Source organism: Leptolyngbya sp. KIOST-1 (assembly GCF_000763385.1).
Classification (GTDB): domain Bacteria; phylum Cyanobacteriota; class Cyanobacteriia; order Phormidesmidales; family Phormidesmidaceae; genus Nodosilinea.
The window spans coordinates 2039156-2066108 of sequence record NZ_JQFA01000002.1 but is presented as its reverse complement, the minus strand read 5'-3'; the positions used below and the strand labels follow the sequence as shown (position 1 = coordinate 2066108).

Here is a 26953-nt window from a genome sequence, read left to right as displayed (position 1 = left end):
TGGATAGAGATTTCTTGGAGTAAGACCCTAGAGCAAAATCGCTCCAGGGCCATTTGTAGGGGTTGGGTATACGGCGTTAGATGTGCTGCTCCAGCAGTTCCGCGATCGCCCGATGCTCCACCGGCGGCACCAGGGGAAACTCCTGGCGAGTGTCGGTAATCAGCCAGTCGAGGGCGGCGGCCTTCATGTCGATGGAGGCACCGGTCTTGTCGACGCAGTAGCGGCCAAACACCAGCTTGTCCACCAGGCGAACCCCAGGGCCAATGCGCGAATACTCGAAAATCACGCTCTTATCGACGATCGCACCGCTGCAGATCGAGCAGTTGTTGCCGATGGCGCTGGGGCCAATGATGGTGGCCCCGTCTTCGATGTGGGTCATGCCGCCGATGTAGACCGGCCCTTCGATGTTGACCTTGTCCCAGTTGGCCTTGACGTTGAGCCCCACGTAGACGCCGGGGCGAATCTCTTCGCCGGGAATATCCACCAGGTTCACTACGCCGGTCAGCACGTCCTGAATGGCTCGCCAGTAGTCGGGCACCTTGCCGATGTCGACCCACTCAAACTCCATGGGAATGCCGTAGAAGGGGGCGTTGTTGGCCACCAGCTTGGGCAGCAGATCGCCGCCAATGTCAAAGGACACCCCCGAGGGAATGTAGTCGAACACCTCTGGCTCAAAGATATAAATGCCGGTGTTGATCTCGGTGCTGAGCGCCTCTTCCACCGCCGGTTTTTCCTGGAAGGACTTGACCCGTCCTTCGCCGTCGGTGACCACTACCCCGTAGCTGGGCACCTGCTTGAGGGGTACGGTTTTGGTGATGATGGTGGCGATTGATCCTTTTTCCCGGTGGCGGCGCACGGCCTCGGTGAGGTCAAGGTCGATCAGGGCGTCGCCGCAGAGCACCACAAAGGTGTCGTCAAAGAAGGGGGAAAAATCCTGAATTTTGCGCATTCCCCCTGCGGAGCCGATGGCTTCCCCCACTAGCTCGCCGTTCTCTTCGATCCGACCTTCAAAGGAGTAGGCCAGCTCAACCCCAAAGCGCTGCCCATCGCGGAAGTAGCCCTCGATTTCGTTGGCCAGGTGGCTCACGTTTACCATGATCTGGTCGAAGCCGTGCTGACGCAGCAGTTCGAGCAAAAACTCCATCACCGGCTTCTGCATGATCGGAATCATGGGCTTGGGAATGGTGTAGGTAATGGGCCGAACGCGGGTGCCTTTACCGGCAGCCAAGATCATGGCTTTCATACAAATAGGATCCTTAATATGTATTGAGGTTATAGATCGACTGCGGAGCAGCTTGGGGATTGGGAGGGTTCAACTGGCTGAGCTAAAGAACAACCCCGCCGCCAGCTCAAACGGGTCAACGTCAGCTGAGAGGGGTCTTTAACCCTTGCACCTGGTCATGCTAACAGGGCCCCAGTCGGAGCACCGGTAACCTGAACCGCCTTCAAGGAGTTATTACACTTTCTTTAAAATAGCCCGACCGCTCTCGAAACGGTAGCGATCGCAACGTTGCTGAGTTGAGACATGAATTTGGGTAGGGGAAAACAGCCGTTTGCCCCTACGAGAGGCATTGGATTGTGGGTTCATCCCTAGGTTCAGCAACGCCACGGTAGCGATCGCAACGTCCCCTCAACCCAGCAGCTCTAATCGGGCAGAATAAACGCGGGCAGTTCGGTGTCCGCGTCGCTCAGGGGGGCGCGGTTCAGGTTTCTGACCCGTAAATCGGCGTAGAAGCTGTCCTGGGCCAGCTCCACCTTCGACTGGGCCGACAGAAACAGCAGGCCCCAAAACACCCCTACCTTTTCGTGCACTGCTTCGGCCTGGGGGGTGTCAAAGGCGTGGTTGTCCTCCAGGTCGGCGGGTTTAAAGGTGGGCCACTGCTGCAGCAACAGCTCAAAGTCGATCCACAGCAGGTCCTCGTCCAGGCTGTCCCAATACTGGTCGAGAAAGGCTTCGAGGGCGGCGGCAATTTCGGAGAGGTTTTCCTGGTGGGCCAGCTGGGCGATGGCACGGACCGCCTGGCGCTGGGGCTGAGGCCGGGCCCGCCTGGTCCGCAGGCGGGGGGTGTGGTCGGCCATCACCGTGGCCATGGTTTCCAGCTGCTGAATCAGCTCCTGCAGCGTTACTTGCCGCCGCTGGGGGGTGGGGGCCACGGCGCGGCGGTGCAGGTGGCGCTCCAGGTTGCGGGGCAGCGGCACCTGCTCCGGGATCTCCTCCTCCCATACCTCTTCGGGGTTGGCTTCGGCCTCGGCCTCGGCTTCAGCCCGCACCATGGTGTCGGCCTTGAGCAGCACCAGCATGGAGGCGTAGAGAAACCCCTGGCCCGACTCGGACAGGTTGGCCTCGTAGGGGGTGCGACCCTGGCTGGCCAGGGTTTCCGCCTGGGCCTTGAGCAGCGACAAAAAGCGATCGATCACGTCGATCACCTTGACGTCCCAGGGGTCGATTTCGCCCTGATCGGCCAGGTCGATGAGAAATGCGATCGCGGTTTGAGCCAGGGATGACGACATAGATCAGGCGGTGCAGAAAGCTTGGAGATCGTTAGACAGCCCCCGCTGTCTGAGTCGCCATGGTGCGGCTATCGGCCCATGATAGCTCAAAGGCCCGTTTTCCCCAGCGCATCCAGCACCGCATTGATCAGCGCTTGTCCCCAGAGCATCCCCATCAACCCACACCCAATGATCACGAAACTGACGCTGGCGATCTGAACTGGATCGGGGCCTAGTGGAGAGCCGTAGGTCAGGGGCAGCGCAACTAGCAAAGCACCCAGGGCGGCACCCCCGGCAAACCGCGAACCCCACCGGAGCAGCGATCGCTGAGTAGTCTTAGTAGAATCACTATCGTCGAGCATGAGAATCCCTTCTCCAGATCAACATCCAGCTATACCAAATCCGAATTGCGTAACCTCGATTTGAAACAGGCGGATTGCGTAGGGGCAAACGGTGTTTGCCCAGCCCAATCGGGGTTAGAGTGTTCCAGCTAAAACTTATCCAGGGTTTAGTGGCAACAGGCCTAACGGGCCGAATTGGCGACCTCAAAGGGGACGTTTATTTAGATGGAATATTCTTAGCCAGATCGGATTCAGTATCAGTTCAGGCAGATCATAACAAACGAGAGCGACGTCGATCTGGCCCGCACCTCCAGCCCCCCTGGCCGTCATCAAGCAACCGCTTCCCCATCTTCGACTTTGGCGGCGGGCAGCAGCAGGCTCTGTTCTTCCAGCTTGACCTGGTAGCGCTGGACGTCCTCTTCGAGCTGTTGGATCCGCAGCTCGCGCTGCTGCACCTGCTTGCCAAAGGACATATAGCCCTGCACCTGGGCCCAGACGCTGAACACCCAGGCAAATACCGCCCCAATCCCCATCGCCATGATCAGCTCGACGCAGAGGGGCGCTTCGATATCCATACCCGGCGCCAGGTGAATGATCACGGGCTCGGTGTTTTCAATGCCGAATAGCACCAGGGCTAGGGCAATCACAAAAATAACGACGAAATTTATCTGCCGCATGGCGCTGGTCTCCGATCGCTAGGACAAAATCGCTAGGTCTATTTAACCAGGCTGGGTTTTATTTTGGGAAAAGGTTTTTGGGAACGGCTTTAGGTTTTAGGTTTCAGGTTTCAGGTTTCAGGTTTCAGGTTTTAGGCCCGACACCCAACACCCGACACCCAACACCCGCTGCCCCAACCTAAACCCTTCTCGCGATTCGGTAGCGGAGGCCGTAGCCAGCCAGCACCAGGGCCGCGATGCCGAGGCTGCCGATGCCGATCGCATTGGGTAGCCAGAAGGTGGTATCGATGACGGTAATCTGGCCGGGTTCCAGCGGCCAGGTGGCTCCGGTGACGTCCTGGCTCAGGGGCGGGGTGGCGGTGGGGGCAATCTGGGCCAGGCCCCAGGGCACCTGGAGGCGAAAGCGCAGCTCGGCCCAGGAAGCATTGTCGCGGGTGGCGGGCAGGTCGCCCAGGTCGAGGGTGTAGGTGAGGTGGGTGCGGCTGGCGAGGCCCCAGTTGGTTTGCTCCAGGTTCAGCTCGAAGGGCACAGGCCCCCAGCCGGGCAGCTGAATATAGGTGGACCCTTCGGGGAGACGGGGCGGCTGGCTGCCCTGGGGAACCGTGGGGTAGGCCCCAGCGCTGGGGGGCGCAGCGCTGGCCATAGCGGGGGCGGCGGCAAATAGCTGCTGAAAGCGATCGCTCAGGTCGGCGGCGGTACCAAAGGGCACGGTGAGGGTGATGGTCTGGGGGCTCTGGCTGAGCCGACCTCCAAGGGGGCGCGATCGCGCTTTTAGCTCCTCCAGCCAGGGCTCCAGGGTGGGCTGGGCGAGGGCGGCAGCGCGATCGCCCAAATCGATAGTCTGCACCAGCTGGCCGTGGGTGTGGTGATCAAAGCGCAGGGTGAGGTCGTAGCGGAGGCAGCCGCTCAGCAGCAGGGGCAGCAGCAGCAGGGGCAGCCGTCGCCAGATCCTGCTCCAGCGGGGGCAAAGGGCGTCAGCCCCGATTCTCAGGCGTTTGTAAAGCATGGCGTTACGTTGTCACATCACTGTCTTTAGCCAGTTCCTTAGCCCTGATCAACGCTATACCATGTAGAACGTTAGATCCAACGGTAGCGTTGTATGACCGACCATTCCTCTACCCTCGCCTGGCATACGGTTGGCATCGACGCAGCCCTGGGCCAGCTTGACAGCCACCCCGACACTGGCCTTAGTGCCGAGGCGGTGGTGGAGCGCCGCCGCCAGTACGGCCCCAACGAGCTGGAGGAAACCGGCGGTCGCCCCGCCTGGCGGATTTTGCTCGACCAGTTTTCCAACATTATGCTGCTGATGCTGATCGCGGTAGCGGTGGTGTCAGCGGTGCTGTCGTTTCGGGAGCAGGAGTTTCCCAAGGATGCGATCGCGATTTTTGCGATCGTCATTCTCAATGGCGTGCTGGGCTACCTGCAGGAGAGCCGGGCCGAAAAAGCCCTGGCCGCCCTGAAGCAAATGGCGTCCCCCACGGTGCGGGTGCAGCGCGACGGCCGGTTGCAGGAGGTGCCCTCCCAGGACCTGGTGCCCGGCGACATTGTGCTGCTGGAGGCGGGGGATCAGGTTTCGGCCGACGGCCGCCTGCTGGAGGCGGTAAACCTGCAGCTGCGCGAGTCGGCCCTGACCGGGGAAGCCCAGGGCGTCAACAAGCAGGCTGGGCTCACCCTGGCCGCCGAAACCGCCCTGGCCGAGCGCAAAAACCTGGTCTTTCAGGGCACAGAAGTGCTGCAGGGCCGGGGCCGGGTGCTGATTACCCGCACCGGTATGGCCACCGAGCTGGGCCGCATTGCCGCCATGCTGCAGGGGGTGGAGAACGAACCGACGCCGCTGCAGCAGCGCATGACCCAGCTGGGCAATGTGCTGGTTACCGGGTCGCTGACATTGGTGGCGATTGTGGTGGGGGGAGGAGTGATCTTTGGCGGCTGGCAGGCCTTTGAACGGCTGCTGGAGGTGGCCCTGAGTATGGCGGTGGCGGTGGTGCCCGAGGGTTTGCCGGCGGTGATTACCGTGACGCTGGCGATCGGCACCCAGCGCATGGTGCAACGCCAGGCCCTGATTCGCCGCCTGCCCGCCGTGGAAACCCTGGGCTCGGTCACCACCATTTGCTCTGACAAAACCGGCACCTTGACCCAAAACAAAATGGTGGTGCAGCGGGTGCACACCCTGGCCCAACAGCTGCAGGTAACGGGTGATGGCTATGCCCCCGAGGGCGATTTTCTGGCCGAGGGCCAGTCCCTTGACCCCCGCCACAGCGCCGATGTGGGGCTGCTGCTGGTGGATGGCCTGCTGTGCAACGACGCCGTGCTGCAAAAGGAGGCGGGGGACTGGGCGGTTATGGGCGACCCCACCGAGGGGGCACTGGTGGTGATGGCCGCCAAAAGTGGTCTCGACCGCCACCGTCTGGGCCATGCCCTGCGGCGGCAGGCGGAATTTCCGTTTTCCTCAGAGCGCAAGCGCATGAGCGTGGTGCTCAGCGGTGTGGAGGCGCTGGAGACGGACCTCACCCTGCCTGGGGAGGTAGCTCGTTCTCCCTATTTGATGCTGGCCAAGGGGTCGCCGGAAATGCTGCTAGACTGCTGCACCCGCTATTTGAAAGGGGCAGACCCGGTGGAATTGGGGGAGCAGACGCGATCGCAGATTTTATCCGACAATGCCGCTATGGCCGCCGAGGGCCTGCGAGTGCTGGGCTTTGCCTACCGACCCCTGGGCGAGGTGCCCGTCGAAGGTGAGGCCGACGAGGCCGAGCAAGATCTGGTGTGGCTGGGTCTGGTCGGCATGATCGACGCCCTGCGTCCGGAGGTGCGGGTGGCGGTGCAGCGCTGCCGCAGCGCTGGCATTCGCCCAATGATGATTACCGGCGACCACCAGCTCACCGCGATGGCGATCGCCCAGGACCTGGGCATTGCCGACGGCGGTGCCCAATCCCTCAGTGGAGCCGATCTGGAGAAAATGTCCCAGGCGGAGCTAGAGGCGGCGGTGAGGGAGGTCAGTATCTACGCCCGGGTGTCGCCTGAGCACAAGCTGCGCATTGTCAAAGCCCTGCAAACAAATCACCAGATCGTGGCCATGACCGGCGACGGCGTCAACGACGCCCCGGCCCTCAAGCAGGCCGAAATTGGTATTGCCATGGGCATCACCGGCACCGACGTCAGCAAAGAGGCCAGTGACATGGTGCTGCTGGACGACAACTTTGCCACCATCGTCGCCGCTACCGAAGAAGGTCGGGTGGTCTACACCAACATTCGTCGCTTTGTGAAGTACATCCTGGGCTCCAACATCGGTGAGCTGCTCACCATTGCCCTGTCGCCGCTGATTCTGCCGATTCTGGATGTGCCCCTGACACCGCTGCAAATTCTGTGGATGAACCTGGTTACCGATGGGTTCCCGGCCCTGGCCCTGGCGGTGGAACCCGCCGAACCTGACGTCATGAAGCACCCGCCCCACGATCCCCAGGAGGGAATTTTTGCCCGGGGGCTGGGGGCCTACATGCTGCGGATTGGGGTAGTGTTTGCAATTATTTCGGTGACCATGATGGTGTGGGCCTACAACTGGTCGCTACAGGACGGTAACCCCGAGCGCTGGAAGACCATGGTGTTTACCACTCTCTGCCTGGCCCAGATGGGCCACGCGATCGCCGTCCGCTCCAGCACCCGCCTGACGATGGAAATGTCGCCCTGGTCAAACCCGTTTGTGCTGGCGGCCGTGGTGTTTACCTGCGTGCTTCAGCTAATGCTGATCTACGTCGAGCCGCTGCGAAATTTCTTTGGCACCCAGCTGCTCAGCCCTACTGAACTGCTGATCTGCTTCGGCTTTAGCACCCTGCTATTTGTCTGGGTAGAGCTGGAAAAAATCTTTCGCCGCTTCAGGGGCACTGTCGTGAGAGATTAGCCCCGGCCGCATCCCCTGGGCAAGGCTGTGAATCTAAAAAGAATCCTCACAAAACCAGCCGTAGCACAGGCCGTTGCCAGATACTGCTTAGCTATTGGCACCATGCGCTGTAGCCCATATCTGCGGACCTTTGCGACGCCGTTAGACAGCACGTTAGAGGGGGTTAGTCATGACCGTTAAGCAAGTTGTGGTGTTGGGGCTGCCTGGGGTAGGGGTGAGGGACCAGGCCATCGAACTGGCAAGACGATGGGCCGTTCCCCACGTCTCGATGGGCGATCTGCTGCGGGAGGCGATCGCCAAAGCCTCAGACATCGGCCTGGCGGTCCGCCCCTACGTCGAGGCCGGGGATCTGGTGCCCGATGCCCTGGCGATGAAGCTGCTGCGGAGGCGGCTTGAGCAGCCCGACGCGATGCTAAACGGCTGGGTCCTAGAGGGGTTTCCGCGCACGGTGGCCCAGGCCGAAGCCTTAGATCAGTGGCTGGGGGCAGTGGGCCTGCCTGCGGCCACCGTCGTACATCTCCAGGCGATGACGGGGCTGCTGCTGAATCGGCTCTGGACCGAGCGGGAGCCAGAGGAGACCATGCCGGCGATTCGCTGCCGCCTGGAGCGCCACGAGGCAGCGATCGCGCCGTTGCTGGACTACTATCGGCAGCACAGCCAGCTCACCACCCTCAACGGCAGCCGCTCCTTTGCCGAGATCGCCAGCGAGTTGGCTCAGCTGGACCAGGCCGAGACCGGGGCCGTGGGGCTGATTCGAGACGAGGCCGAACTCGACGCTCTGTTGGCCCAAACACCGCTGCTGGTGGTCGATTGCATGGCCTCCTGGTGTAGCTCCTGCAAGCAGGTCGCGCCGCTGATCGATCGCCTGGCGGCGGACTACGGCGATCGCGTCAGCATCATGAAAATAGACTTTGACGCCAACCAGCAAATCTCCAAACGGTTTAGCCTCCAGGGTATTCCCTCGGTCATGTTCTTCAGAGATGGCGACCTACGGCAGACGCTGACCGGAGTCAAGCCCTACCAGGCCTACAGCACCGCTCTGACGCACTTTTTGGAGTAGTGCAACGGTGCGGTTGCACCCTACAATTTTGGCTGCCCTGAGGGCAAGGACCATCGCCAGGTTAGAGGATCAGCACCTTACCCCGCAGCCCCGCTGGCGCGTCAATCCCATAGCGGTGGAGCAGGGTCGGCACCAGGTCGTAGAGCTGCGCCCCCTCCAGCACCTGCCCGCCCCTGGGGGCGGTGGGGTCGTGAAAAATCATCAGGCCCAGGGGGGCGTGGTTGGCGTCGTCAGGGCCGGTGTCGTTTTCCACTGTGTAGAGGCCGCCCGTGCCCACACTGCCCACCGATCGCCAGGCCAGATCATCAAAGTAGACGATCAAATCTGGGGCGCGGCCCCGCACTTTTTGGTAAATGTCCTGGGGCTTAAACACCTTCACCGGCAGCGGATTGCCGATTGGATCGCTCAGCTGGGAGAGCTTGCCCGCCAGCTCGTCCCGCAGCGCCTCGTAGTCGGCCATCGCCACGGTGCCCTGGGGCTCGCGCCCCTTGACGTTGAGAAAAATGCGGGCGTAGTAGCCACCGGCCCCCCAGACCTGGGTTTGGCTCCAGTCCACCTCAACCTTGTCCAGGGGCAAAACCTCGGTGGGGGCCGCCTTTAGCGTCAGGTAGCCGTTGGCGCTCAGCCACTCGTTGATGCAGATACCGCCCATCAGCGGCTGCGCCCCGTGGTCAGACACCACCAGCACCGCGGTGTCTGGGTCACAGACCGCCAGCAGCTCCCCCACCCGCTGGTCTACATGCCCGTAGTAGTCGTGGATGGCGTTGGCGAAGGGCGACCCGGCCTCGTACTGGGGATGGCGCGGGTCCATCGGTTTCCAGAAGGCGTGGTGGATGCGATCGACCCCCATGTCCACCAGCATGCAGAAGTCGGGGCGATCGCGGGCGATCAGCTTTTCGGCCAGGGTGAAGCGCTGGTCGCAGAGGGCGTAGAGATTCTCCAGAATGCGCTCCTTTTCGTCGGAGCGAAAGTTGGGCACATCCAGCATGAAGTCGGGCAGCCAGCCCCTGATCTGCTCGCCCAGCTCGGGCGGGTGGGTGAAGGGCACCTCGGGGCTGGGGGTGAGAAAGCAGGACACCAGCGAGCCATTGACCGGGTAGGGCGGCGAAGTACCTGGCACGCTGAGGGCCACCACCGTCCACCCGGCCTCGCCCAACATATCCCACAGGCGCGGAAATTTGACCGCTCGCCCGTCGGAAATGGCCATGGAGTGGTAGTCGCGATCGCGCCGATTGCGAAACCCGTAGATGCCCAGCTCGCCGGGGTCGCGCCCGGTCATCATGCAGCTCCAGGCGGGTACCGTGATGGCGGGAATGCTGCTCTCCAGCCTGCCGTAGCTGCCTAACGCCATCAGCCGCGACAGGTTAGGCAAATCTCGCTGCCACTGGTCAAATACCAGCTCGGGGGCCATACAGTCGAGGCCAATGATCAGCAGACGAGGGGTGGGCATGGGTAGGGGCAATACCGTAGACGCTCTTACTGGCCACGCCCTGGCTTACAGTCAGCAAACCCGAGAGCTTCTGTATCTAGAAAGCTAGCGATCGCCATCTCTACGACAGCCTCGACGGGATACTCAATCTCGGTGGCGCGTTCGATCAGGGCCGCTCTAATTCGCTCAGGCAGGCGCTCTAAAATTGCTGTGGCATCGCTGGCGGAGAGTTGCTCCTGAAGTTTAGCTTGCATAGCACTACCTTTCGGCTGGGATCTGAACGTTGTAAGGCGGCTCAGTCGCTCTTAAAATCATGGCTTCTAGCTCCAACTTCGTCTAAAATTCTTCGAGCTTGCGCTTGAACTTCAGAATCATCTATTGCCATAGGGCTATCAAACTTAGCCTACAGTGCCCCTTCGATCTGGGCGTTGAACCCGTACACCCGGCGCTCCCCGGCCAGGGGCACCAGGGTGACATCGCGCTCGTCCCCCGGCTCAAACCGCACGGCGGTACCCGCGGGGATATCGAGCCGCATACCCCGCGCCGAGGCGCGATCGAAGTGGAGGGCCGCGTTCACTTCAAAAAAGTGAAAGTGGGAGCCCACCTGGATAGGGCGATCGCCCGTATTGGCCACCGACAACGTCACGGTCTCTTTGCCGGCATTGAGTTCAATCTCGCCCTCGGCGGGCAGCAGTTCTCCGGGAATCATTTGGGGCCTCCTAGGTTGGCAATTAGGTCTTGGCGGGCGCGCTGGAGCGATCGCTCCACTCGGGGTAGGGTCTCCTCCAGTTCGCGGCGGGCTGCCCCTTCGGCCCCGGCCTCCAGCAGGTGGTTGAGGGCCATCAGGTGGGCCGTATCGAGGGCAGTTTCCATCGGCACCTTCACATTGGGAATCACCCCTGTGCCATCCCAGTTGCGGCCAGTGGTGGGGTTGATCGCCTGGCCGGTGGGCATGAACACCCAAAAGTGGTCGTGCAGCCGAAAGCCTCGGCCTGGATTTGCGCCGCCGCGAGTGGTTTCGCCGACCACTGCTGCCCGCTTCAGGGCCTGCAAATTGTAGGCAAACTCCTCCGCCGCCGAAAACGTCTCAGGACTGGTCAGCACGAACACGGGCTTGTCCAGGTAGCGCCGCCCTGGTACGTAGGGCACTGTCCACCACTGGTGGGTTTCATCGGTTTCGCTCCAGTACAGGTCGTTGAGGTGAACGGGCGGGTGGGCCGGAAACAGGTAGCTGCACAGCAGCGCCACGGTGGCCGGAGAGCCCCCCTGGTTGTGGCGCAGGTCAAAGATCAGCGCGTCGGTGTGGGTCACCAGGGTCATCGCTGCCGCCAGGCTGTCTCCGGCCAACTCCGGCGGCTCAAAGCTAAACAGCTGAATGTAGCCCACGTTGCCCGCCAGCCGCTCCACCCGGTTGAGGTCGAAGTTGCGGCGGCGGCTGGCCTGGTACTGGCGCTCCAGGTCCTGCGGGTCAGGGGCGGCATCGGGGTCGATGTGGGGCAGCGGTACGGGGCTAAAGTGCAGACGCAGGTTGCGATCGCCGCTCAGTTCCTGGAGCTGGACCGTCAGCGTATCGGCCAGCTGCTGCGCACCGGCAATCTCTGCATAGCCGCCGGTTTCCAGGCGCTGCTCAATGTCTGCCTGAATTTTCTCCGCCACTGCCGGGAAAACGTAGGCATTTAGCTGGTCCACCAGCGCGCTCAGCACGGCCTCGCGATCGGCGGCGGTCAAACCCATATTGGGCGGCGGGGGAGCGGCAGCAGTCATGGGCTTGTCCTAGCGAATCGGGTCGTGAACGGTGACTAGCTTGGTGCCGTCGGGAAAGGTGGCCTCCACCTGCACGTCGTGGATCATCTCGGCCACCCCGTCCATCACATCGGCCCGGCTGAGCAGGGTGGTGCCGTAGCTCATCAGCTCGGCCACGGTGCGCCCGTCCCGCGCCCCCTCTAGAATGGCTGCCGAGATGTAGGCTACCGCCTCGGGGTGGTTGAGCTTGAGGCCCCGGTCCTTGCGGCGTTCCGCCACCAGCGCAGCAGTAAAAATGAGCAGCTTGTCTTTTTCCTGGGGAGTTAGTTGCATGGGGCGAAGGTAAGAATGACAGGGCACCAGCGGAGGGAATGGGGCTAACCGTAAGCTTTCAAGGTTTTGAGCGGCTTGTCAACCAGAGATTGAACCACAGGGCCCGCCGCTTTGAAAGTAAAGCTTAAGCCACTGCCGTAAAAAGCAGAACTGAGCTAGTCTGCTCTATGAAAAGCCCTGGGCGAAGGCCTTGCAAAAAGCTCCCTTGGGGTCGCTATCGGTAACGCTGCCTATGCCTGCTCCCCTGCTGGAAATTCTGCCCGACAAGCCTGCTCTGGTGCAGCGGGCGCTCACCCTGGTGGTCGAAACCATCCACAGCGCTGTGGCCGACCACAACTACTGCGCCCTGGCCCTGGCTGGCGGCAGCACTCCCAAGCCCCTTTACGCCGCGCTGGCCGAGCAAGACTTGCCCTGGGAGAAGATCTACATTTTTTGGGGCGACGAGCGCTATGTGCCCATTGACCACCCCGATAGCAATGCCGGGATGGCCAAGGCCGCCTGGCTCGATCGCGTCCCCATTCCCCCCGACCACATTCTGGTGACGCCCACCCTGGAGGGCGACCCCGCCGCCTCGGCCAGCCTGTACGAAGCAATGGTGAAATCGGTGTTTGGTGGTTTGCAGGGCACCTCCCCCGATCAGGTGCCTGCGTTCGACCTGATTTTGCTGGGCATGGGAGACGATGGGCATACCGCCTCGCTGTTTCCCCACACCGAGGCGCTGGGGGTGAGTGACCATTTGATTGCCGTGGGCAACAAAGGCGACGATCCCCGGATTACCTTTACCGCCCCGCTGATTAACCAGAGCCGCCAGGTTTTATTTCTGGTGGCTGGGGCCGACAAGCAAGCCGCTCTGGCCCAGGTGTTTGCCGCTGAGGGCGACGACCACGCCTACCCCTCGCGTCTGGTGCGCCCCCAGGGCGAACTGCGCTGGCTGCTCGATCGCCAGGCTGTAGGGGACCTGGATTTGGCTGCTGCTCCGACCTCCTGAGCACAGCCAGGAAGGACTGAACAGGGGCATCACTCCCCCTCTGAATTGCCCTCAACCTGGACTATTATCTAGGCAGTAGATTCCCCTATCCGGCAGCGGCGGCAGCCGGGTCTAACCGTAGGTCGGGGTCTGCCAACCTCTTCTAATGATTGAAACCTACAGGGATCGTTTTTGATTGAGTAATGTGATTACCCTTTCGCTACTGCACCCCCTCCACAAAACCCCGGTCCAAAGCTGGTCCTTTGATCGGGAGCCTGTGATTTGCATCGGCCGCTCCACCGACAACAATGTAGTCCTCTACAGTGCCGTTGTCTCGCGCCACCACGTCGAAATTCACCGTACCGATAAGGGTTGGGCGGTGAAGAGCATTGGCACCAACGGCACTTACCTGGAGGGGCGCCGCATTACCGAAGTGCCGGTAGAAGATGGCATCATCATCCGGCTGGCGCGATCGGGCCCGAACATTCAAATTCACATCTCAGAAGAAAAGCGCGATCCTCTCCAGGAACTGCTGATGAACCGGCGGCGGCTCGACGAAGCCAAGGAGGCCATTTCCGGCATCGGCAGCCTGCCCCCCGAGGGCAACGAGGAACTGGCCCACCAGACTACGGTGATTAATCCAGAGGAGTGAAGCCCCCAGCGGTGCTGAGCCAAACTCAGACCTGCAGGGTTCATGACGGCTAAACTCAACCAGGCACATTGCGATCGCCGTCAAACGCCATACCCCACCGATACAGAGGGTGTAGCCAAGCTGGATTGAGAGGCAATCTACCCCTGGGACCGTGGAGCAATAGGCTAGCCAGGATCGTTACAGCAGTAAGGTTGACTGCCGCTGAAACGATCCTGAGCTGGTGGCTAGCGTTAGAGCGCTGCCTTTAGCAAGTCGGCCTTATCGGTTTTTTCCCAGGTAAAGTCGGGCAGCTCGCGGCCAAAGTGGCCGTAGGCCGCGGTCTGTTGGTAAATGGGGCGGCGCAGGTTGAGCATGTCGATCAGCCCCTGGGGCCGCAGATCAAAGTGCTGGCTGACCAGATCGGCGATCGCGCCATCGGCAATTTTACCCGTGCCGAAGGTGTTGATCGAGATGGAGGTCGGCCGCGCCACCCCAATGGCGTAGGACACCTGAATCTCGCAGCGATCGGCCAGGCCCGCCGCCACAATGTTTTTGGCCACGTAGCGCCCGGCGTAGGCGGCTGAACGGTCCACCTTGGTTGGATCTTTGCCCGAGAAGGCACCGCCGCCGTGGCGGGCCATACCGCCGTAGGTGTCAACGATGATTTTGCGTCCGGTCAGGCCGCAGTCACCCACGGGGCCACCAATAATAAACTGCCCGGTGGGGTTGATGTGGTACTGGGTGTCGGCGTGGAGCCACTCGTTGGGCAGCACCGGCTTAATGATTTCCTCCATCACCGCTTCGCGGATGTCGGCCTGGGAAATGTCGGGGCTGTGCTGGGTGGAGAGCACCACGGCTTCGACCGCCACCGGCTTCAGGTTTTCGTAGCGCAGCGTGATCTGGCTCTTGGCGTCGGGGCGCAGCCAGGGCAGTACCTTGTGCTTACGCAGGTGGGCCTGCCGCTCCACCAGCCGGTGGGAGTAGTAGATGGGGGCAGGCATGAGGGTGTCGGTTTCGCTGGTGGCATAGCCAAACATCAGCCCCTGGTCACCCGCGCCCAGGTCCTTGTCGACGGCGACATCGACACCGATGGCAATATCCGAGGACTGCTTGCCAATGGCGTTGAGGACCGCACAGGAGGCGCCGTCAAAGCCAACGTCTGAGCTGTCGTAGCCGATGCCCAAAATAACGTTGCGAACGATGTCCTCTAAATCAACGTAGGTGTTGGTGCGTACCTCGCCCGCGATCACGGCCATCCCTGTTTTGACCAGGGTCTCAACCGCGACTCGGGCGTTGAGGTCTTCTTTGAGAATGGCGTCTAAAACGGCGTCAGAGATCTGGTCGGCCATTTTGTCGGGATGGCCCTCGGATACCGACTCAGAGGTAAAAATGCTGTACTCGCTCATGGAATAGGCCCAACCAGTAGCAATAGAATCAGGGCGAGGTCAGCCGGGGCTGTTCGCATTCCAAAGTTTATCAAAGTTTAGTCAGGTGCTCCCTTCGTCGGGGGAGAAGGACGAAGGGAGCACCTGGGACTGTCCCAGCGCTAATCAGCTGAGCAACGCACCCGGTGCGGCTCCACCGGCCAGGGCCTGGGCCTTTTGCTGCATGGTCTTAAAGATGTTGTAGAACCCGTTGGCCCGCGACGGCGTCAGGCTGACATCGAGCTGGGTGTCTTTAATAAAGTCGGGGCTGAGGGCGACGATGTCCTCGGGTTGGAGGCCATTGAGCGCCTTGATCAGCAGCGCCACCAGGCCTTTGGTAATTTGTGCATCGGAATCGGCCTGGTAAATGACCTTGCCATCAACCAGTTCAGCCGTCACGTACACCTGGGACACGCAGCCCGGCACCTTGTTTTCAGGAGTTTTGTGCTCGTCGGGCAGCGGATCGAGCTTTTTGGCAAACCACAGCAGCTGCTCGTAGCGACGCTTGGGGTCAGCCGCCTTCTGAAAGCGGGCCACAATTTTCTCAATAGATTCGGGGCGATCGGCAGGCATGGAGCGGCTAGGGGTAACGACCTGCTAGTAGTCTACCAAGCAAAAGAAAGCGATAGGGCGAGACTAGGGTCAGGCAGGGAGGCAGCGTTCTCCAACTCGCGCTCCAACTACAAAGGAGGTGAAATATCGAGGTTTTGCCATACTGGTGGGCACTTCTGCTCCCTCAGCGGCCCTGACCAAATACCTGATCTACAGTTAGCGACAACTCCGGAAACGTGGGAGAAACGATGGGTTGGCTGCCTCGAAACTGCTGTAGCTCAAATTCCCCATCCACCAGGTGGCAAAGGGTAAAGGTGGGTTGCTTCGGCGAACCAATATAGCGCCGTCCGCCCAGCCCCAGGTAATCCACAATCCAATATTCTTGAATGCCAAAGGTTTCATAGTCGGCCAGCTTGAGCAGATAGTCGTCTCGCCAGTTGGTGGACACGACTTCCACCACCAGTTTGAGCGACTGGCTTCTAGTAATCACTGACTCTCGCTCCCATCGGGGTTCATCGGCGATTGCAGGTTCTACCAAAACGACAATATCTGGCTCGTAGCCCGTGTCATTTGAGAGCTTAATCACACATTCCTTGGGAATGAAATAGGGCCAGTTAGCGCGGCGAATGGCAGCACCGAGTTCAAAGGCCAGGTCGCCTGCCAGCTTAGAGTGCTTTCCCTTGGGTTTGGGCATCTCAACTACTGCACCCCGCCGCAGTTCATAGCGATACTCCGAATTTTCTGGATACCACTCCACAAATTCGTCAAAGGTTATGGGGGCTTTGTCCAGTACGGCAATCATGGCGATCGCGTTTTCCTAACGCTGTTATCCCTTTTACCCTACTCCACCGACTCTGGGGGCCGTGATCAATTAGCCTTTGAAGGCCCAAGAACCAGCGGTTACAGCCCCTGACCTGTTATCTATGGGTGTGGCACCGCCCATGGTAAGGGGGGCTTAGCCAGAATTAATGCACGCCCTACGCCTTGCCGTCGCTATCTTTGCCGCTGACAAAGCGGTGGGCAACGGTTTCGGGCTGAATGGCCGACAAAATGGTGTGGCCCGAGTCGGTGATGATGACGGCGCGGGTGCGACGACCGTAGGTGGCATCGACCAGCTGACCACGCTCGCGGGCGTCGGAGATAATGCGCTTGATGGGAGCAGACTCGGGGCTAACGATGGCAATCACCCGATTGGCCGATACGATGTTGCCAAAGCCAATATTGATCAGCTTGATGTCCATAATAGAGAAGGAACGATGACGGGAGATTCTGCTGCTGCTGTCGGGCTATTTCCGATCGGCCAGACAACTCAAGGCTTTTTTGGCACAGGGCTCTGTAATTGAGCAATTGAGCCCAGATCAGGCTTATTGCCATACTAACGAATCCAATTGGGGCTGCGGGTGAATTTCAGGCAAAAAATCAGTTTTTTGGCGTTTTCGTTCCCCTGGCTACATCTTTTGCCCTTAAGCATCCCCCGTTCGGAGGTTCTTAGCCGCTTATCTCGTTCGCTCGATAGGTCCATAGGCATAGATGAGGGTGCCTGGGGTCAGTCCGTTTCGCCTGGAGGAGGCTACTGTGCAGCCCGTTGACTTTACGACTTTGATGGCCCTGTGCCACAGCCTCCAGGCCGACTGGATTCCTGCCCGCTGCGAGACGGTAGTGCAGCTCGACACCACCACCCTGGCCCTGGGCCTGCGCACCCTCGATCGCCGGGGCTGGCTGACGATTTCGTGGCACCCGCAAGCGGCGCGGCTGCACCTGGGTGATGCGCCCCCTCGGGGACAGGACACGTTCACCTTCAGCCAGCAGCTCAAGCACCAGCTCAACCAGCTGGCCCTGGTGGCGATCGCCCCCGTGGCTCCCTGGGAGCGCGCCCTCGACCTGCAGTTTGGCCCCCGCCCCGGCGATCCGCCCCAGTGGCACCTGTACGTCGAAATCATGGGCAAGTACAGCAACGTGATTTTGACCAATGCCCAGAACCAGATTGTCACCGCCGCCCACCAGGTGAGCGACCAGCAGTCGCGGGTGCGGCCGATTCAAACCGGTGACCCCTACGTGCGGCCGCCAGCCATCCTCAATACCCTACCCAGCCTGAACGAAGCCCAGACCTCCTGGCAGGAGCGGGTGACGCTGGTGCCCACCACGCTGAAAAAAATGCTGATGCAGAGCTATGGGGGGCTGAGTTCTGCCCTGGTGCGATCGCTGCTGGCCGCCGCCCACTGCACCCCCGATCAACCCGCCGACAGCCTCACCCAGGCCGATTGGGATCGCCTGTTTGAGGTGTGGCAGCGCTGGTTGCTCTGCCTGGAGAAGAGGGAATTTTTCCCCGGCTGGGCCGATGGCGGCTACACGGTCCTCGACTGGGAGGGCATTGCCCCCGTTGCCGATGTCCATGCCCTGCTGAATCAGTACTACCGCCGCGAGCTAAACCTGCAGCAGTTCGATCGCGTTCAAAACCAGATTCGCCAGAAGCTCAGGGGCGTGCTGGACAAGCTGCGGCAAAAGGCCAGCACCTTTGAGCAGCGCCTCGACCAGTCGGCCCAGGCCGACCAGTACCGCCAGCAGGCCGACCTGCTGATGGCCTACAGCCACCAGTGGCAGCCGGGGGTCACCCAGCTGACGGTGGCTGACTTCGAGACGGGGGAACCCACCACCCTGGCCATTGACCCCGACAAAACCGCGATTCAGCAGGCCCAGCGCCTCTACAAGCAGCACCAAAAGCTGCGGCGGGCCAAGGACGCTGTGCGGCCCCTGCTGGCGGAGGTGCAGGCCGAACTGGCCTACCTGGAGCAGGTCGAGGCCGCCCTGAACCAGACGGCCACCTACACCGAACCGGCCGACCTGGAGGCGCTGATCGACATCCGCAACGAGCTGGTGCAGCAGGGCTACATGGCCTCCCCCGACTACCGCCCCAGCGAGCGCAAGGCCAGCGAGGAGGGGTTCCGCCAGCTCCAGACCCCCGACGGTCTGCCCGTGCTGGTGGGGCGCAACAACCGCCAAAACGATCTGCTGATTTCCACCGTGGCCACCGACTACGACCTCTGGTTTCACACCCAGGAGATACCGGGCAGCCACGTGCTGCTGCGGCTGGAGGCGGGACAGGTGGCCAGCGATCGCGATCTGCACTACGTGGCCGACCTGGCTGCCTACTTCAGTCGCGCCCGCCAGGCGGACCAGGTGCCCGTGGTTTACACCCAGCCCAGGCACGTCTACAAGCCCAAGGGAGCGCGCCCCGGCATGGTGATTTATAAACACGAGACCGTGATCTGGGGCCAGCCCCGCCGCGTTGAGCCGTCAGGGGCGGTCAATTCTGTGGAGTTGGCTCAGGCATAGGAGTTAGCCGCCGCGGGGGGTGAACCCTACCCCCCGCAAGAAACTTCGGGCTGGATGAAACGCCAGCAAACGCTCAGGCATTCGCAAATTTACTGAGTACATTTGCTCATCAGCTCAGGTTATCAAATCAACACACAACTAGCAGAGATTGTGTTAATGAAAATCTGTACTTGTTGTTACAATAAGAGACGGAGGAGATGAGAGCCCTCCAAACGGAAAAATTGACCAAGGTCTGGCGCTGGAACAGAGTGCCCGGTTTTTGGTGGTTTCTTCCAAATTGAGAGAACAACGTTAGATATTTAGTATCACCTGAGTCGGCTTCCCTGGGGGGCCGATTTTTTTTATTCTTTACGTTTTAACCCGTTACGTCTTGCCCTCTGTGGCCCCAGCGATCGCGCTCCCGGACTCCTCCGGCAGGCTCACGCAGGACGGATACTGGACCCCGTGGGCCACAGCGAGGGTAATGATGCGGTACTCAATCTGGGGGCAGTTCCCAGGGCTGGCCCCGGTGCCGCTGTTGACGGCGTAGGCCGGAAAGCAGGCCGCCGCAATGCTGAGGCGCAGGCGGTGGCCGGGGGGCAGGCGGCAGGCGGTGGGCTGGAGCGCCAGGGTGACCTGCTGGTAGGTCTGGCCGGGGTCGTGGCCATCGACCCGGCAGTGCCCCTGGCTGAGGTTGATCGCACGGCCATCGGCATGCACCTCAGCCAGCACCAGGCTGAGGTCAAAGCTGGGCGCGTCGGCCCGGCAGTAGAGGGTCGCCGTGGGCGTGCCAATCAGCGTCAGGCCCTCGTTCAGGGGCGCGGTGGTATAGGTGAGCACGTCGGTGCGGCTATCCAGGGGGGCGCGATCGAAGGGGCCTGGGGGCAGGCCGCAGTGCCCGCCCAGGGAGGGGACGGGCCGCCAGGGATCGTGTACAATCACGTCTTCAGAGATGGCCTCTGGCCGCGGGGAAAGCGGCTGGGGACTGAGGCTGCCGTCGTCGAGTCGCAGGCCAGCCAGGCCAGTGCTGGCCAGGTAGAGCGGCCGGCCTGGGGCGGTGGGCCAGCACTCGCGCCCCTGCCACCGATTGGTCCCCATCACAAATAGCTGCACGGGGGGCTCTGAACTAGCCTCCGCCGTCGCGCCGGGCCGATGCCGCAGAACGCGATCGAACCAGCGGATTTGCAGGCGATCGATGGGGCTATCGGCCTCGGGTCCAAAGTCGAGGCTGCCCACCCGCCGCCCCCAGGGCAGGTGCCCCCAGGGCCCAATCCACAGAGCCTGGGGACTCTTGCCCTGGGCAATCATCTGTTGGTACAGGCGCAGGTCGCCGCGCAGATAGGGATCGTACCAGCCGCCGATGTGCAGCATGGGCAGGTCTACCTCGCTCAGGTCGGGCTGCAGCGCCTGCCAGTAGGCATCGGGTCGGGGGTGGTCGAGCCACTGGTGAAAAAACGAGTCGGGGGCGTAGGTCTTGAGCACCTGGGGACGGGCGGGTACGGCATCCCCCAGCGGCGGGGCTTGGGCGGCCTGGCGCAGGGCCTGGTAGGCGACGGCATCTTGCCTGATGCGGGCGGTTTCGGCGGCGATCTGGAGCGCCCAGCCCAGGCCAATTTGCAGGGGTAGGGCACCGTTTTCGTAGGCCCAGTCGGCGTAGAGGTCGTAGCCCACCATGGCCGGGGCGATCGCCCGCAGGGCCGGGGGTTTCTGGGCGGCGGCGTACAGCTGGGTCATGCCCTGGTACGAAAAGCCGTACATGCCCACCGCGCCACTGCTCTGGGGCAGGGCGGCGGCCCACTGTACAGTGGCGTAGCCGTCGGGGCCTTCGTGGCGAAACAGGTCAAACTCACCGCCCGAGGTGCCCCGCCCCCGCACATCCTGAATCACCACAATATAGCCGTGGCTGGCGTACCAGGTGGGGTGAGCATAGACGACTGTCGAGGCGATCGCCCGGCCGTAGGGCTGTCGCATCAGCAGCACCGGAAACGGCCCTTCCCCCAGCGGATAGTACACGTCGGCATCGAGGCCAACGCTGGGGATCTTCTCCCCCCGGCTGTGCCCCCTTCCTTGAATAGTCGCAGGCAGATCCAGCGTTAGCGTCTGTTTAGGCGCAACGGGGTAGGGACCGGAATCAGGAGGCGTGAGCAAAGCGCGTGGGGCGAAGGGTAAGGGTTGATCGGGGGGGATGGCCCTGGGGCCGTGAAATAATGACTAAAGAACGGTGGGATGGCGGCTGTCGTGCCGACCCAACACGGCCAGATCCTCGTCGTCTAGCTCGACCGGGGTGCCGCTGCGAATCAACTCGGCAAAGTCCTCGTTGGGCACCATAATGCACAGAGCATAGAGCCGACAGGGGCCAGTGTTTTCGATCACGTGGACGCCGTTGGGGGGTACCAAAACGCTGTCTCCCGCCTTAATGGCAACGGTTTTGCCGTCACAGGTGGCGCGGCCCTCGCCCTTGAGCACAAAAAACATTTCGACGGCAACCTGGTGGCGGTTGGGGGGCGTCTTGCCGCCCACATCGAAAATTTCGACGCAGTAGGTCAGCGACATATCGGCAATGGTGGGGTCAAACACCAGGGCCAAGCGATTGGAGTCGCCGGGGCTAATGCGGTAAGCCTGATAGTCTTTTGGCGATTTGTAAACCGGCACCACGCAGCTCGTGGGCAACGGGCAAGCCACGGTATCCATCCCAGGGGCGTCCATAGCCAGAGTGTCCATGAAGGTCGACCTAACGGTTCGGGCTTGACTATGCTTACAGACTCCCACGCTTGCCACAGTAGCTCACTGCACCTTTCATAAAACGTTGTCTGCTCGGTCTGGTCGACCGACGGGGCATGCTGAGGAGGTAGCCGGTAGTGGGTCGTCAGGGGCTGGAGGTCAGGTTGGGGCAGCTCAGTTGCGTAGGATCTTCATGAAGCGCCTTGACAGGGTGGTTTAGGGTTACGCTAAACCTGTGTATGCCGACCGTTAGCGCTAGCATGGGCAACACCGCCCTCGCGCCCGCATCTACCCTCTGCTTGCCATCGCCCACGGTTATACGATTCACCTTCGGTCCAACGCGCAGCATGATCGACATCCTCATCATTGAGCACGATGCCGCCACGGAGCAGTTTTTGGTCAGTGCTCTCAAGCAGCAGGGCTACAGCGTGACCACGGCCCGCAGCGGGGCCGAGGGGCTGGCCCTGGCCGAGAAGTTGCTGCCAGGGGTAATTATCTGTGACTGGAATATTCCGGGGGACATCGGTGGCCTCGCCATCTGTCAGACCCTCAAGCACCACCCGATCCTCTCGATCACGTCGCTACTGCTGCTGACCGCCCGCTACAGCACCGCCGATCGCGTCAAGGGGCTGGAGATGGGGGCCGACGACCTGCTCTCCAAGCCGGTGGACATCAATGAGCTAAATGCGCGGGTGCGGGCGGGTCTGCGCATCTACCAGCTAACCCAGGACCTGCGTCAGCAAAAGCAGCGGATGGAGGCCGAAATGGCCGAGGCCGAGGGCTACGTGCGATCGCTTTTACCCGGCGACCAGACGGGCCGGGTGCCGATTCAGTCCCGGTTTCTGCCCTCGCAACAGCTCGGCGGCGACTGCTACGACTACTATTGGCTCGACCCCGACTACTTGGTCATCTACCTGCTGGATGTGTCGGGGCACGGGCTGGGCTCAGCGCTGCTGTCAACGTCGGTGCTGAATGTGCTGCGATCGCAGTCGCTGCCCGACGTGAGCTTCTACCGCCCCGAAAAGGTGCTGCGAGCCCTCAACGAAACCTTTCAGATGAGCGACCAGAACCAGAAGTATTTCACCATCTGGTACGGGGTGCTCAACTGCGCCAACCGTCAGCTGCTCTACGCCAGCGCGGGTCACCCCCCGGCGGTGCTGGTGTCCATCGATGCCAATCAGCAGGTCACCACCACCCGCCTGCGCACCCCCGGTATGCCCGTGGGGATGTTGCCCGACGCCAAGTACCAGTGGCAGCGCTGTCACCTGCCGCCCAACAGCAGCCTCTACCTGTTTAGCGACGGGCTCTACGAAGTGCTGCAACGCAACGACAAATACATCGGCCTCGACGCCTTTGTCGATCTGCTGGCTTTGGCCAAGCGGGAAAAAAGCGTCGATCACATTCTTGATGCGGTGATCAAACGCCAGGCCGGGGATGTGGCCAGCGACGACATGTCGCTGATGATGGTGAGTCTGGACTGAGGTTAGGAAACCTTGAGCTTAGTGGTTTCGAAAGCCTGGCGGTCCTCGTAAATCTCAAAGACCCGGTCCATGCTGGTCAACTCAAACAGCATGCGAACCTGATCGTTGATGGAACAAATGCACAGACTGCGGTTCATGCCTCGGATTTTTTTGAGCAGCACGACCAAGGTGCCCAGGCCAGAGCTGTCGATAAAGGTAATATCTTTGAGGTCAACCAGGATAATGTCAGCGCCGTTTTGTAGCATGTCCTCTACGGACTGCCGAAACTCCTCGGCTTTGGTGCTGTCTAAAATGCCAATCGGCTGAATAACTTGAACGTTAAGGCTCATAATAAAAGCTATATTCGGGCTAAAAAAATCCTAAATCAAAAAAAATGGCGCTGGCTATTTTAAGGTCTGAGCTTAAATCATAGCTAATGCTGGGGAATAGATCGCCCTGGGGATGCGATCGCGGTCAATTTCTACCACCAGGTCAACGTGTTCGCCATCCCGCTTGAGGGAATCAATAAACAGCTCTGGGTGCAGCGCTCGCCAGAAGTAGTCGACAAATTCATCGATGATGGCATCGCTCATGCCGTCCTTGCCCAGGGCCTTCATCTGGTGCTCGGCGGCTTTGCGCCACTGTTTGCTCAGGCGATAGTCGGCGGGGCAGAGCACCATCAGGCGATCCAGGCAGTCCCACAGGGGCAGGTAGGTAGCCAGTTGGGCGTTCATATCGCGGGCAAACTGGCGATCGGCCTCGGTGAGAATCGGCGCTGGAGCCCGGTCAAACCCGCTGGGATCGATGGGTCGCGCTCCCAAAAACCAGCCCTCAAACAGCAGAATATCCACATCTCGCACCCACTCAGGATCGCTGCGATCGCCCTGGCCACCGTGCAGCGACTTGTCGAACCGGGGCAGGGCCACCGCCTCCCCCGCCGCCGCCGTGCGAATGTGGGCCAGCGTGGTCAGCCCCAGGTCGATGTCGTGGGTACCCGGCGGTCCCCGCCACCGCAGCCGGGGGTCGGCCTGAACCAGCTGCTGGCGATCGCGGTAGGTCTTGTAGAGGTCGTCGATGGAGAGGCCCACGGCCCGATAGCCCATGCCCTCCAGCAGGTGCTGCAAAATCAGAGTGAGGGTGGTTTTGCCGGTGCCCTGGACGCCCAGAACGCCCTGAATTAGGGGCCGGTTGAGTTCGTCGCGGGCCTGCTTGAGGGTAAGGGCCAGGGGCAGCCACAGCTGCCAGTACAGCGGTAGGCATTGCTCCAGAGGGGCTGGCGGCAGGGGCAAGTCCCCGTGGCGGGGAGCCAGCGCCTGCAGCCAGTCCAGGCGCTCTTGCAGCTGGCCAGGGCCGTTGGCCGGGGTAATGCCCCAGGCCGCCGCCCGCTCAGGGTTGGCCAACTCCCAGGCCAGCAGCTGCTGGAGTTGCGCCTGGTCGAGGGGGTGGCCTCCCAGGTGCATGGTGAGCAGGGGCCAGGGGGCAAACTCGCCAGGCCCAACCTCCGTGCCTCTGTCTGTCAGGTCTGCCATAGCCGTCACTGATTGCTGAGCTGAACCACAATGCTGCCGGTCTGCATCGAATCGGTGCGATCGCCGCTGACCAGCGTAACTTGGCGTAGATGCTTGAGGGCGGGCTCTGCCGCAGCGCCCCACAGCCGCCACCGGGGTACGGCCTGGGCCAGTCCCGCCTGTACCTGGGCCCAGTCGATATGGACATAGCCATTGCTGGGTCCAGGCAGCTGGGCCACCTGCGGCCACCAGGCCGGGTGCTGTCGGGCGCTGTCGTTCGGGTGCAGAACGGTATCCAGGGTGGCGGCAGAGGCCGCCAGCACCTCGTACTGGTCCACCTGGGCGTGGAGCCCGGCCACCTCCGCCACCACCTGTAGGGGGCGAGCCCCCCGGTTGGGCAGGGCCAGGCGAGTCCAGGCGATCGCTGGGGTTCCCCGCACATCTAGCGATCCTACCCCCAGTCCCTGCTGTCGCGCCAGATCGTTGAGCGCCTCCAGGGTGTTGTTGAGGCTGTCGCTTTGAGGGGCGACCACCAGCCAGTCGGGGGACCCGGCGTCCAGGCGCTGCAGGCCCAGGCCGTAGGCCCGATCGATACCGGTCTGCAGCAATTCGGCTACCCCCGATCCCAGGGCGCTGTCAAAAACGTGGCTCAGGGGGGCGCTCCCATTGCCCGTTGGGTCGATCAGGGCCAGCAGCGGCTTCAGGTGCCGGCCCAGGGCAGCCAGGTCAGTGCCGCCCGCCGTGACCGCCAGGGCCTCAGGCAGGTAGGGGGCGATCGCGTCCCAGCCGCCCACCGTGGCTGGCTGGGGATGGAGCCGATGCCCCTGGGCCGCCAGCAGGGCGGTGTGGCCCACCAGCCCCTGGTGGGTCAGCTGCCACGACATCAGCCCCCAGCCCACCTCGTCATCGGCGGTTTCCAGCTGGGTCAGGCTCAGGTCGGCCTCCTGCTCGGGGTGCAGCCAGTGGTGGATGGCGGGCCAGTTGAGGGCCAGCAGGCCGATTCGGGCCTGGGGCAGCGATCGCAGGGCCAATTTGTAGCGGCGATCGGTCTGGAGGTTGAGATCGTTGGACTGGGCCGCAGTCAGGGCCTGGCGCAGTACGTCGGGATGGTTGGCCGCCAGCAGGTAGCGGTTGGCCACCAGGGCGGTGGCCAGCTGAGCCGTATCGGTGTCCGGTAACCGCGACGCGGCCCGGCGGGCGTAGATCAGCCGGTTGCCCGAAAAGTCTTCAAAGGTGAGGGCATCGCCTGCGATCGCGCGGTTTTGCCAGTACAGCTCCAGAGCTGCCTGGGCCGCCGCGCTGTCGTTGCAGACCAGCGCCACCAGGTAGCCAGGGGTGGTGCCGTTGCTGGGGTCCTGGTCGAGGTCGGGGCTGACCAGGGCGGCAGTCACCTCTTCCCCCAGCCAGGGCTGAATGTCGCGGCTGTAGCTCAGGCCAGTGTTGGCCAGCAGCGCCTGCTCAATCAACTGCTGGTCGCGGCGGGTCTCCTGGCGCAGGCGGGGGGCGGCCAGGTACTCCCACAAGTCGGCGAGGCGATCGGGGCGCACCAGCACCGAGGCCACCACCGAGGCCTGCTTGGGCACAAACTGAAGCGCCTGGGGCTGGGCCTGGCCACCGCGCTCAATCAGGTATAGCGGCGTGTTGAGGGTGAGGCGGCCCAGCAGGCCCAGACCCAGCACCAGCACCAGCCCAGCGGCAATGGCGAGGGGACGAATAAAGGATTGAAACTTCATTGACCTCACGCTTAAACCCCAAAACACCCAGCGGCGCGATCGCCCGCGCCTTCCAATTCTTCCTAGTGTATGGCCCTGGGCGACCCCCAACGCCGCGCAGACCAGCGAGCTGTCTAGAAATTAAACAATGTAAATGTTTTCGTGGTTCTGCGGTCGCCAAAGCCGCTTTTTACCGCCTTAACCGCCCTGGAAGGTACCGCCCTGGCCGAGATGCTAGAGTGAGCAGCGCTCCGGCCAGGCCCAGCCTCTGGGCCGACCCGCTACTCCCAGTCCACGGGCTGAATGCGCTCGATGTAGTCCAGGTCGGCCAGGGACCGGAGAATGGCGGCGTGGTTGGCCTGGTGGGTGTTGCCGATCGCCAGCACCTCGTGCTCGCCGCAGCCGATCCGGCCCCGGCTGTGGGGAAACAGCTGCACCGAGGGATCGATGGCGCGGACGGCTTGGGCGTAGGCATCGCCTGTGGGAATGCAGAACTCGTAGTCGAGCGATCGCAGGCCCTCGGGCGGGCCGTAGAGGCCGTTCTCGTCGAGGCTGCTGAGGTCAACCGCCAGCTTTTCGGTGGGGCCAGGGCTGGCTGTGGCCGGGGCGAGTTGAGCGACCCCGGCCAGCAGGGCCGTCCCTACCGACAGGGCAAGGGGTGGGATTCGCAAGGGTGGTTTCAGGCTGTAGGGCATCGG

The 26953-nt window shown here is 62.0% G+C and carries 26 protein-coding genes; 6 read left to right on the top strand and 20 right to left on the bottom strand.

The window, feature by feature from the left end; genetic code table 11:
- Nucleotides 1-76 precede the first annotated feature (76 nt).
- From NF78_RS09160 to NF78_RS09140, 5 genes are all read right to left on the bottom strand, one after another.
- Nucleotides 77-1243 carry a sugar phosphate nucleotidyltransferase gene (locus tag NF78_RS09160; RefSeq protein ID WP_035985853.1) on the bottom strand — a complete coding sequence of 389 codons (1167 nt, stop codon included), beginning with the start codon at nt 1241-1243 and terminating at the stop codon, nt 77-79.
- Between the two features lie 401 nt (nt 1244-1644).
- Entirely contained in the window at nt 1645-2511 is an 867-nt protein-coding gene (locus NF78_RS09155; RefSeq protein ID WP_035985852.1) for a segregation/condensation protein A, read from the bottom strand.
- 86 nt (nt 2512-2597) lie between these two features.
- Nucleotides 2598-2852 (bottom strand): hypothetical protein, encoded by a 255-nt coding sequence (locus tag NF78_RS09150; RefSeq protein WP_035985851.1) that lies wholly within the window; start codon nt 2850-2852, stop codon nt 2598-2600.
- A gap of 308 nt (nt 2853-3160) precedes the next feature.
- Nucleotides 3161-3508, bottom strand: a complete 348-nt coding sequence (locus NF78_RS09145) for a lipopolysaccharide assembly protein LapA domain-containing protein (protein WP_035985850.1) — start codon at nt 3506-3508, stop codon at nt 3161-3163.
- A 178-nt stretch (nt 3509-3686) separates the two neighbouring features.
- On the bottom strand, nt 3687-4514 hold the full coding sequence (locus tag NF78_RS09140) for a DUF3153 domain-containing protein (protein ID WP_035985849.1): 828 nt from the start codon (nt 4512-4514) through the stop codon (nt 3687-3689).
- 93 nt (nt 4515-4607) lie between these two features.
- On the opposite strand from NF78_RS09140, the gene NF78_RS09135 reads away from it, so the two are divergent.
- Both NF78_RS09135 and NF78_RS29290 read left to right on the top strand, forming a co-directional pair.
- Nucleotides 4608-7403 carry a cation-translocating P-type ATPase gene (locus NF78_RS09135; protein WP_035985848.1) on the top strand — a complete coding sequence of 932 codons (2796 nt, stop codon included), beginning with the start codon at nt 4608-4610 and terminating at the stop codon, nt 7401-7403.
- A 169-nt stretch (nt 7404-7572) separates the two neighbouring features.
- Complete coding sequence (locus NF78_RS29290) at nt 7573-8463, top strand: nucleoside monophosphate kinase (protein ID WP_072016028.1); 891 nt, start codon at nt 7573-7575, stop codon at nt 8461-8463.
- A 61-nt stretch (nt 8464-8524) separates the two neighbouring features.
- Here the strand turns inward: NF78_RS29290 and NF78_RS09120 are convergent, their stop codons facing one another.
- The 5 genes from NF78_RS09120 to NF78_RS09100 form a co-directional block, all read right to left on the bottom strand.
- On the bottom strand, nt 8525-9913 hold the full coding sequence (locus NF78_RS09120) for an alkaline phosphatase family protein (protein WP_035985847.1): 1389 nt from the start codon (nt 9911-9913) through the stop codon (nt 8525-8527).
- A gap of 26 nt (nt 9914-9939) precedes the next feature.
- Nucleotides 9940-10146, bottom strand: a complete 207-nt coding sequence (locus NF78_RS09115; RefSeq protein ID WP_035985846.1) for a hypothetical protein — start codon at nt 10144-10146, stop codon at nt 9940-9942.
- Nucleotides 10147-10295: 149 nt separating this feature from the next.
- A complete protein-coding gene (locus tag NF78_RS09110) occupies nt 10296-10601 on the bottom strand; it encodes an urease subunit beta (RefSeq protein ID WP_035985845.1) in 306 nt (101 codons plus the stop codon).
- Nucleotides 10598-11656, bottom strand: coding sequence for a S41 family peptidase (locus NF78_RS09105; protein WP_035985844.1), 1059 nt, complete (start codon nt 11654-11656; stop codon nt 10598-10600). The genes NF78_RS09110 and NF78_RS09105 overlap by 4 nt, the downstream gene beginning before the upstream one ends.
- Nucleotides 11657-11665: 9 nt before the next feature.
- The gene (locus tag NF78_RS09100; protein ID WP_035985843.1) at nt 11666-11968 is read right to left on the bottom strand and encodes an urease subunit gamma; all 303 of its coding nucleotides are present in this window, start codon (nt 11966-11968) and stop codon (nt 11666-11668) included.
- Nucleotides 11969-12200: 232 nt separating this feature from the next.
- Between NF78_RS09100 and pgl the strand changes: the two genes are divergently transcribed.
- Together pgl and NF78_RS09090 are read left to right on the top strand one after the other, a co-directional pair.
- The gene (gene pgl / locus NF78_RS09095) at nt 12201-12956 is read left to right on the top strand and encodes a 6-phosphogluconolactonase (RefSeq protein WP_035985842.1); all 756 of its coding nucleotides are present in this window, start codon (nt 12201-12203) and stop codon (nt 12954-12956) included.
- A 184-nt stretch (nt 12957-13140) separates the two neighbouring features.
- Entirely contained in the window at nt 13141-13587 is a 447-nt protein-coding gene (locus NF78_RS09090; protein WP_035985841.1) for an FHA domain-containing protein, read from the top strand.
- A gap of 230 nt (nt 13588-13817) precedes the next feature.
- Here NF78_RS09090 and metK read toward each other — a convergent pair whose 3' ends face one another.
- From metK to remA, 4 genes are all read right to left on the bottom strand, one after another.
- On the bottom strand, nt 13818-14972 hold the full coding sequence (gene metK / locus NF78_RS09085; RefSeq protein ID WP_035985840.1) for a methionine adenosyltransferase: 1155 nt from the start codon (nt 14970-14972) through the stop codon (nt 13818-13820).
- 144 nt (nt 14973-15116) lie between these two features.
- Nucleotides 15117-15563 (bottom strand): SufE family protein, encoded by a 447-nt coding sequence (locus NF78_RS09080; protein ID WP_035985839.1) that lies wholly within the window; start codon nt 15561-15563, stop codon nt 15117-15119.
- Nucleotides 15564-15726: 163 nt separating this feature from the next.
- On the bottom strand, nt 15727-16344 hold the full coding sequence (locus tag NF78_RS09075; RefSeq protein ID WP_035985838.1) for a Uma2 family endonuclease: 618 nt from the start codon (nt 16342-16344) through the stop codon (nt 15727-15729).
- A gap of 175 nt (nt 16345-16519) precedes the next feature.
- Nucleotides 16520-16783, bottom strand: a complete 264-nt coding sequence (remA, locus tag NF78_RS09070) for an extracellular matrix/biofilm regulator RemA (protein ID WP_017298145.1) — start codon at nt 16781-16783, stop codon at nt 16520-16522.
- Nucleotides 16784-17117: 334 nt separating this feature from the next.
- Here remA and NF78_RS09065 point away from each other — a divergent pair, with 334 nt between their 5' ends.
- Complete coding sequence (locus NF78_RS09065; RefSeq protein ID WP_035989196.1) at nt 17118-18875, top strand: NFACT family protein; 1758 nt, start codon at nt 17118-17120, stop codon at nt 18873-18875.
- Nucleotides 18876-19238: 363 nt separating this feature from the next.
- Here NF78_RS09065 and NF78_RS09060 read toward each other — a convergent pair whose 3' ends face one another.
- Both NF78_RS09060 and NF78_RS09055 read right to left on the bottom strand, forming a co-directional pair.
- Nucleotides 19239-21002: a CocE/NonD family hydrolase gene (locus NF78_RS09060; RefSeq protein WP_081972564.1), complete on the bottom strand. Its 1764-nt coding sequence runs from the start codon at nt 21000-21002 to the stop codon at nt 19239-19241.
- Between the two features lie 63 nt (nt 21003-21065).
- Entirely contained in the window at nt 21066-21575 is a 510-nt protein-coding gene (locus NF78_RS09055; protein ID WP_318655456.1) for a cupin domain-containing protein, read from the bottom strand.
- A 347-nt stretch (nt 21576-21922) separates the two neighbouring features.
- On the opposite strand from NF78_RS09055, the gene NF78_RS09050 reads away from it, so the two are divergent.
- Nucleotides 21923-23056: a SpoIIE family protein phosphatase gene (locus tag NF78_RS09050; protein ID WP_035985836.1), complete on the top strand. Its 1134-nt coding sequence runs from the start codon at nt 21923-21925 to the stop codon at nt 23054-23056.
- 2 nt (nt 23057-23058) lie between these two features.
- Here the strand turns inward: NF78_RS09050 and NF78_RS09045 are convergent, their stop codons facing one another.
- The 4 genes from NF78_RS09045 to NF78_RS09030 all read right to left on the bottom strand — a co-directional run bounded on the left by NF78_RS09045 (nt 23059) and on the right by NF78_RS09030 (nt 26926).
- Entirely contained in the window at nt 23059-23385 is a 327-nt protein-coding gene (locus NF78_RS09045) for an STAS domain-containing protein (RefSeq protein WP_035985835.1), read from the bottom strand.
- A 72-nt stretch (nt 23386-23457) separates the two neighbouring features.
- Nucleotides 23458-24564: a glycerate kinase gene (locus tag NF78_RS09040; RefSeq protein ID WP_225885262.1), complete on the bottom strand. Its 1107-nt coding sequence runs from the start codon at nt 24562-24564 to the stop codon at nt 23458-23460.
- 5 nt (nt 24565-24569) lie between these two features.
- Nucleotides 24570-26276 (bottom strand): DUF3352 domain-containing protein, encoded by a 1707-nt coding sequence (locus NF78_RS09035; protein WP_035985834.1) that lies wholly within the window; start codon nt 26274-26276, stop codon nt 24570-24572.
- A gap of 260 nt (nt 26277-26536) precedes the next feature.
- On the bottom strand, nt 26537-26926 hold the full coding sequence (locus NF78_RS09030; protein ID WP_197064804.1) for a hypothetical protein: 390 nt from the start codon (nt 26924-26926) through the stop codon (nt 26537-26539).
- Nucleotides 26927-26953 lie beyond the last annotated feature (27 nt).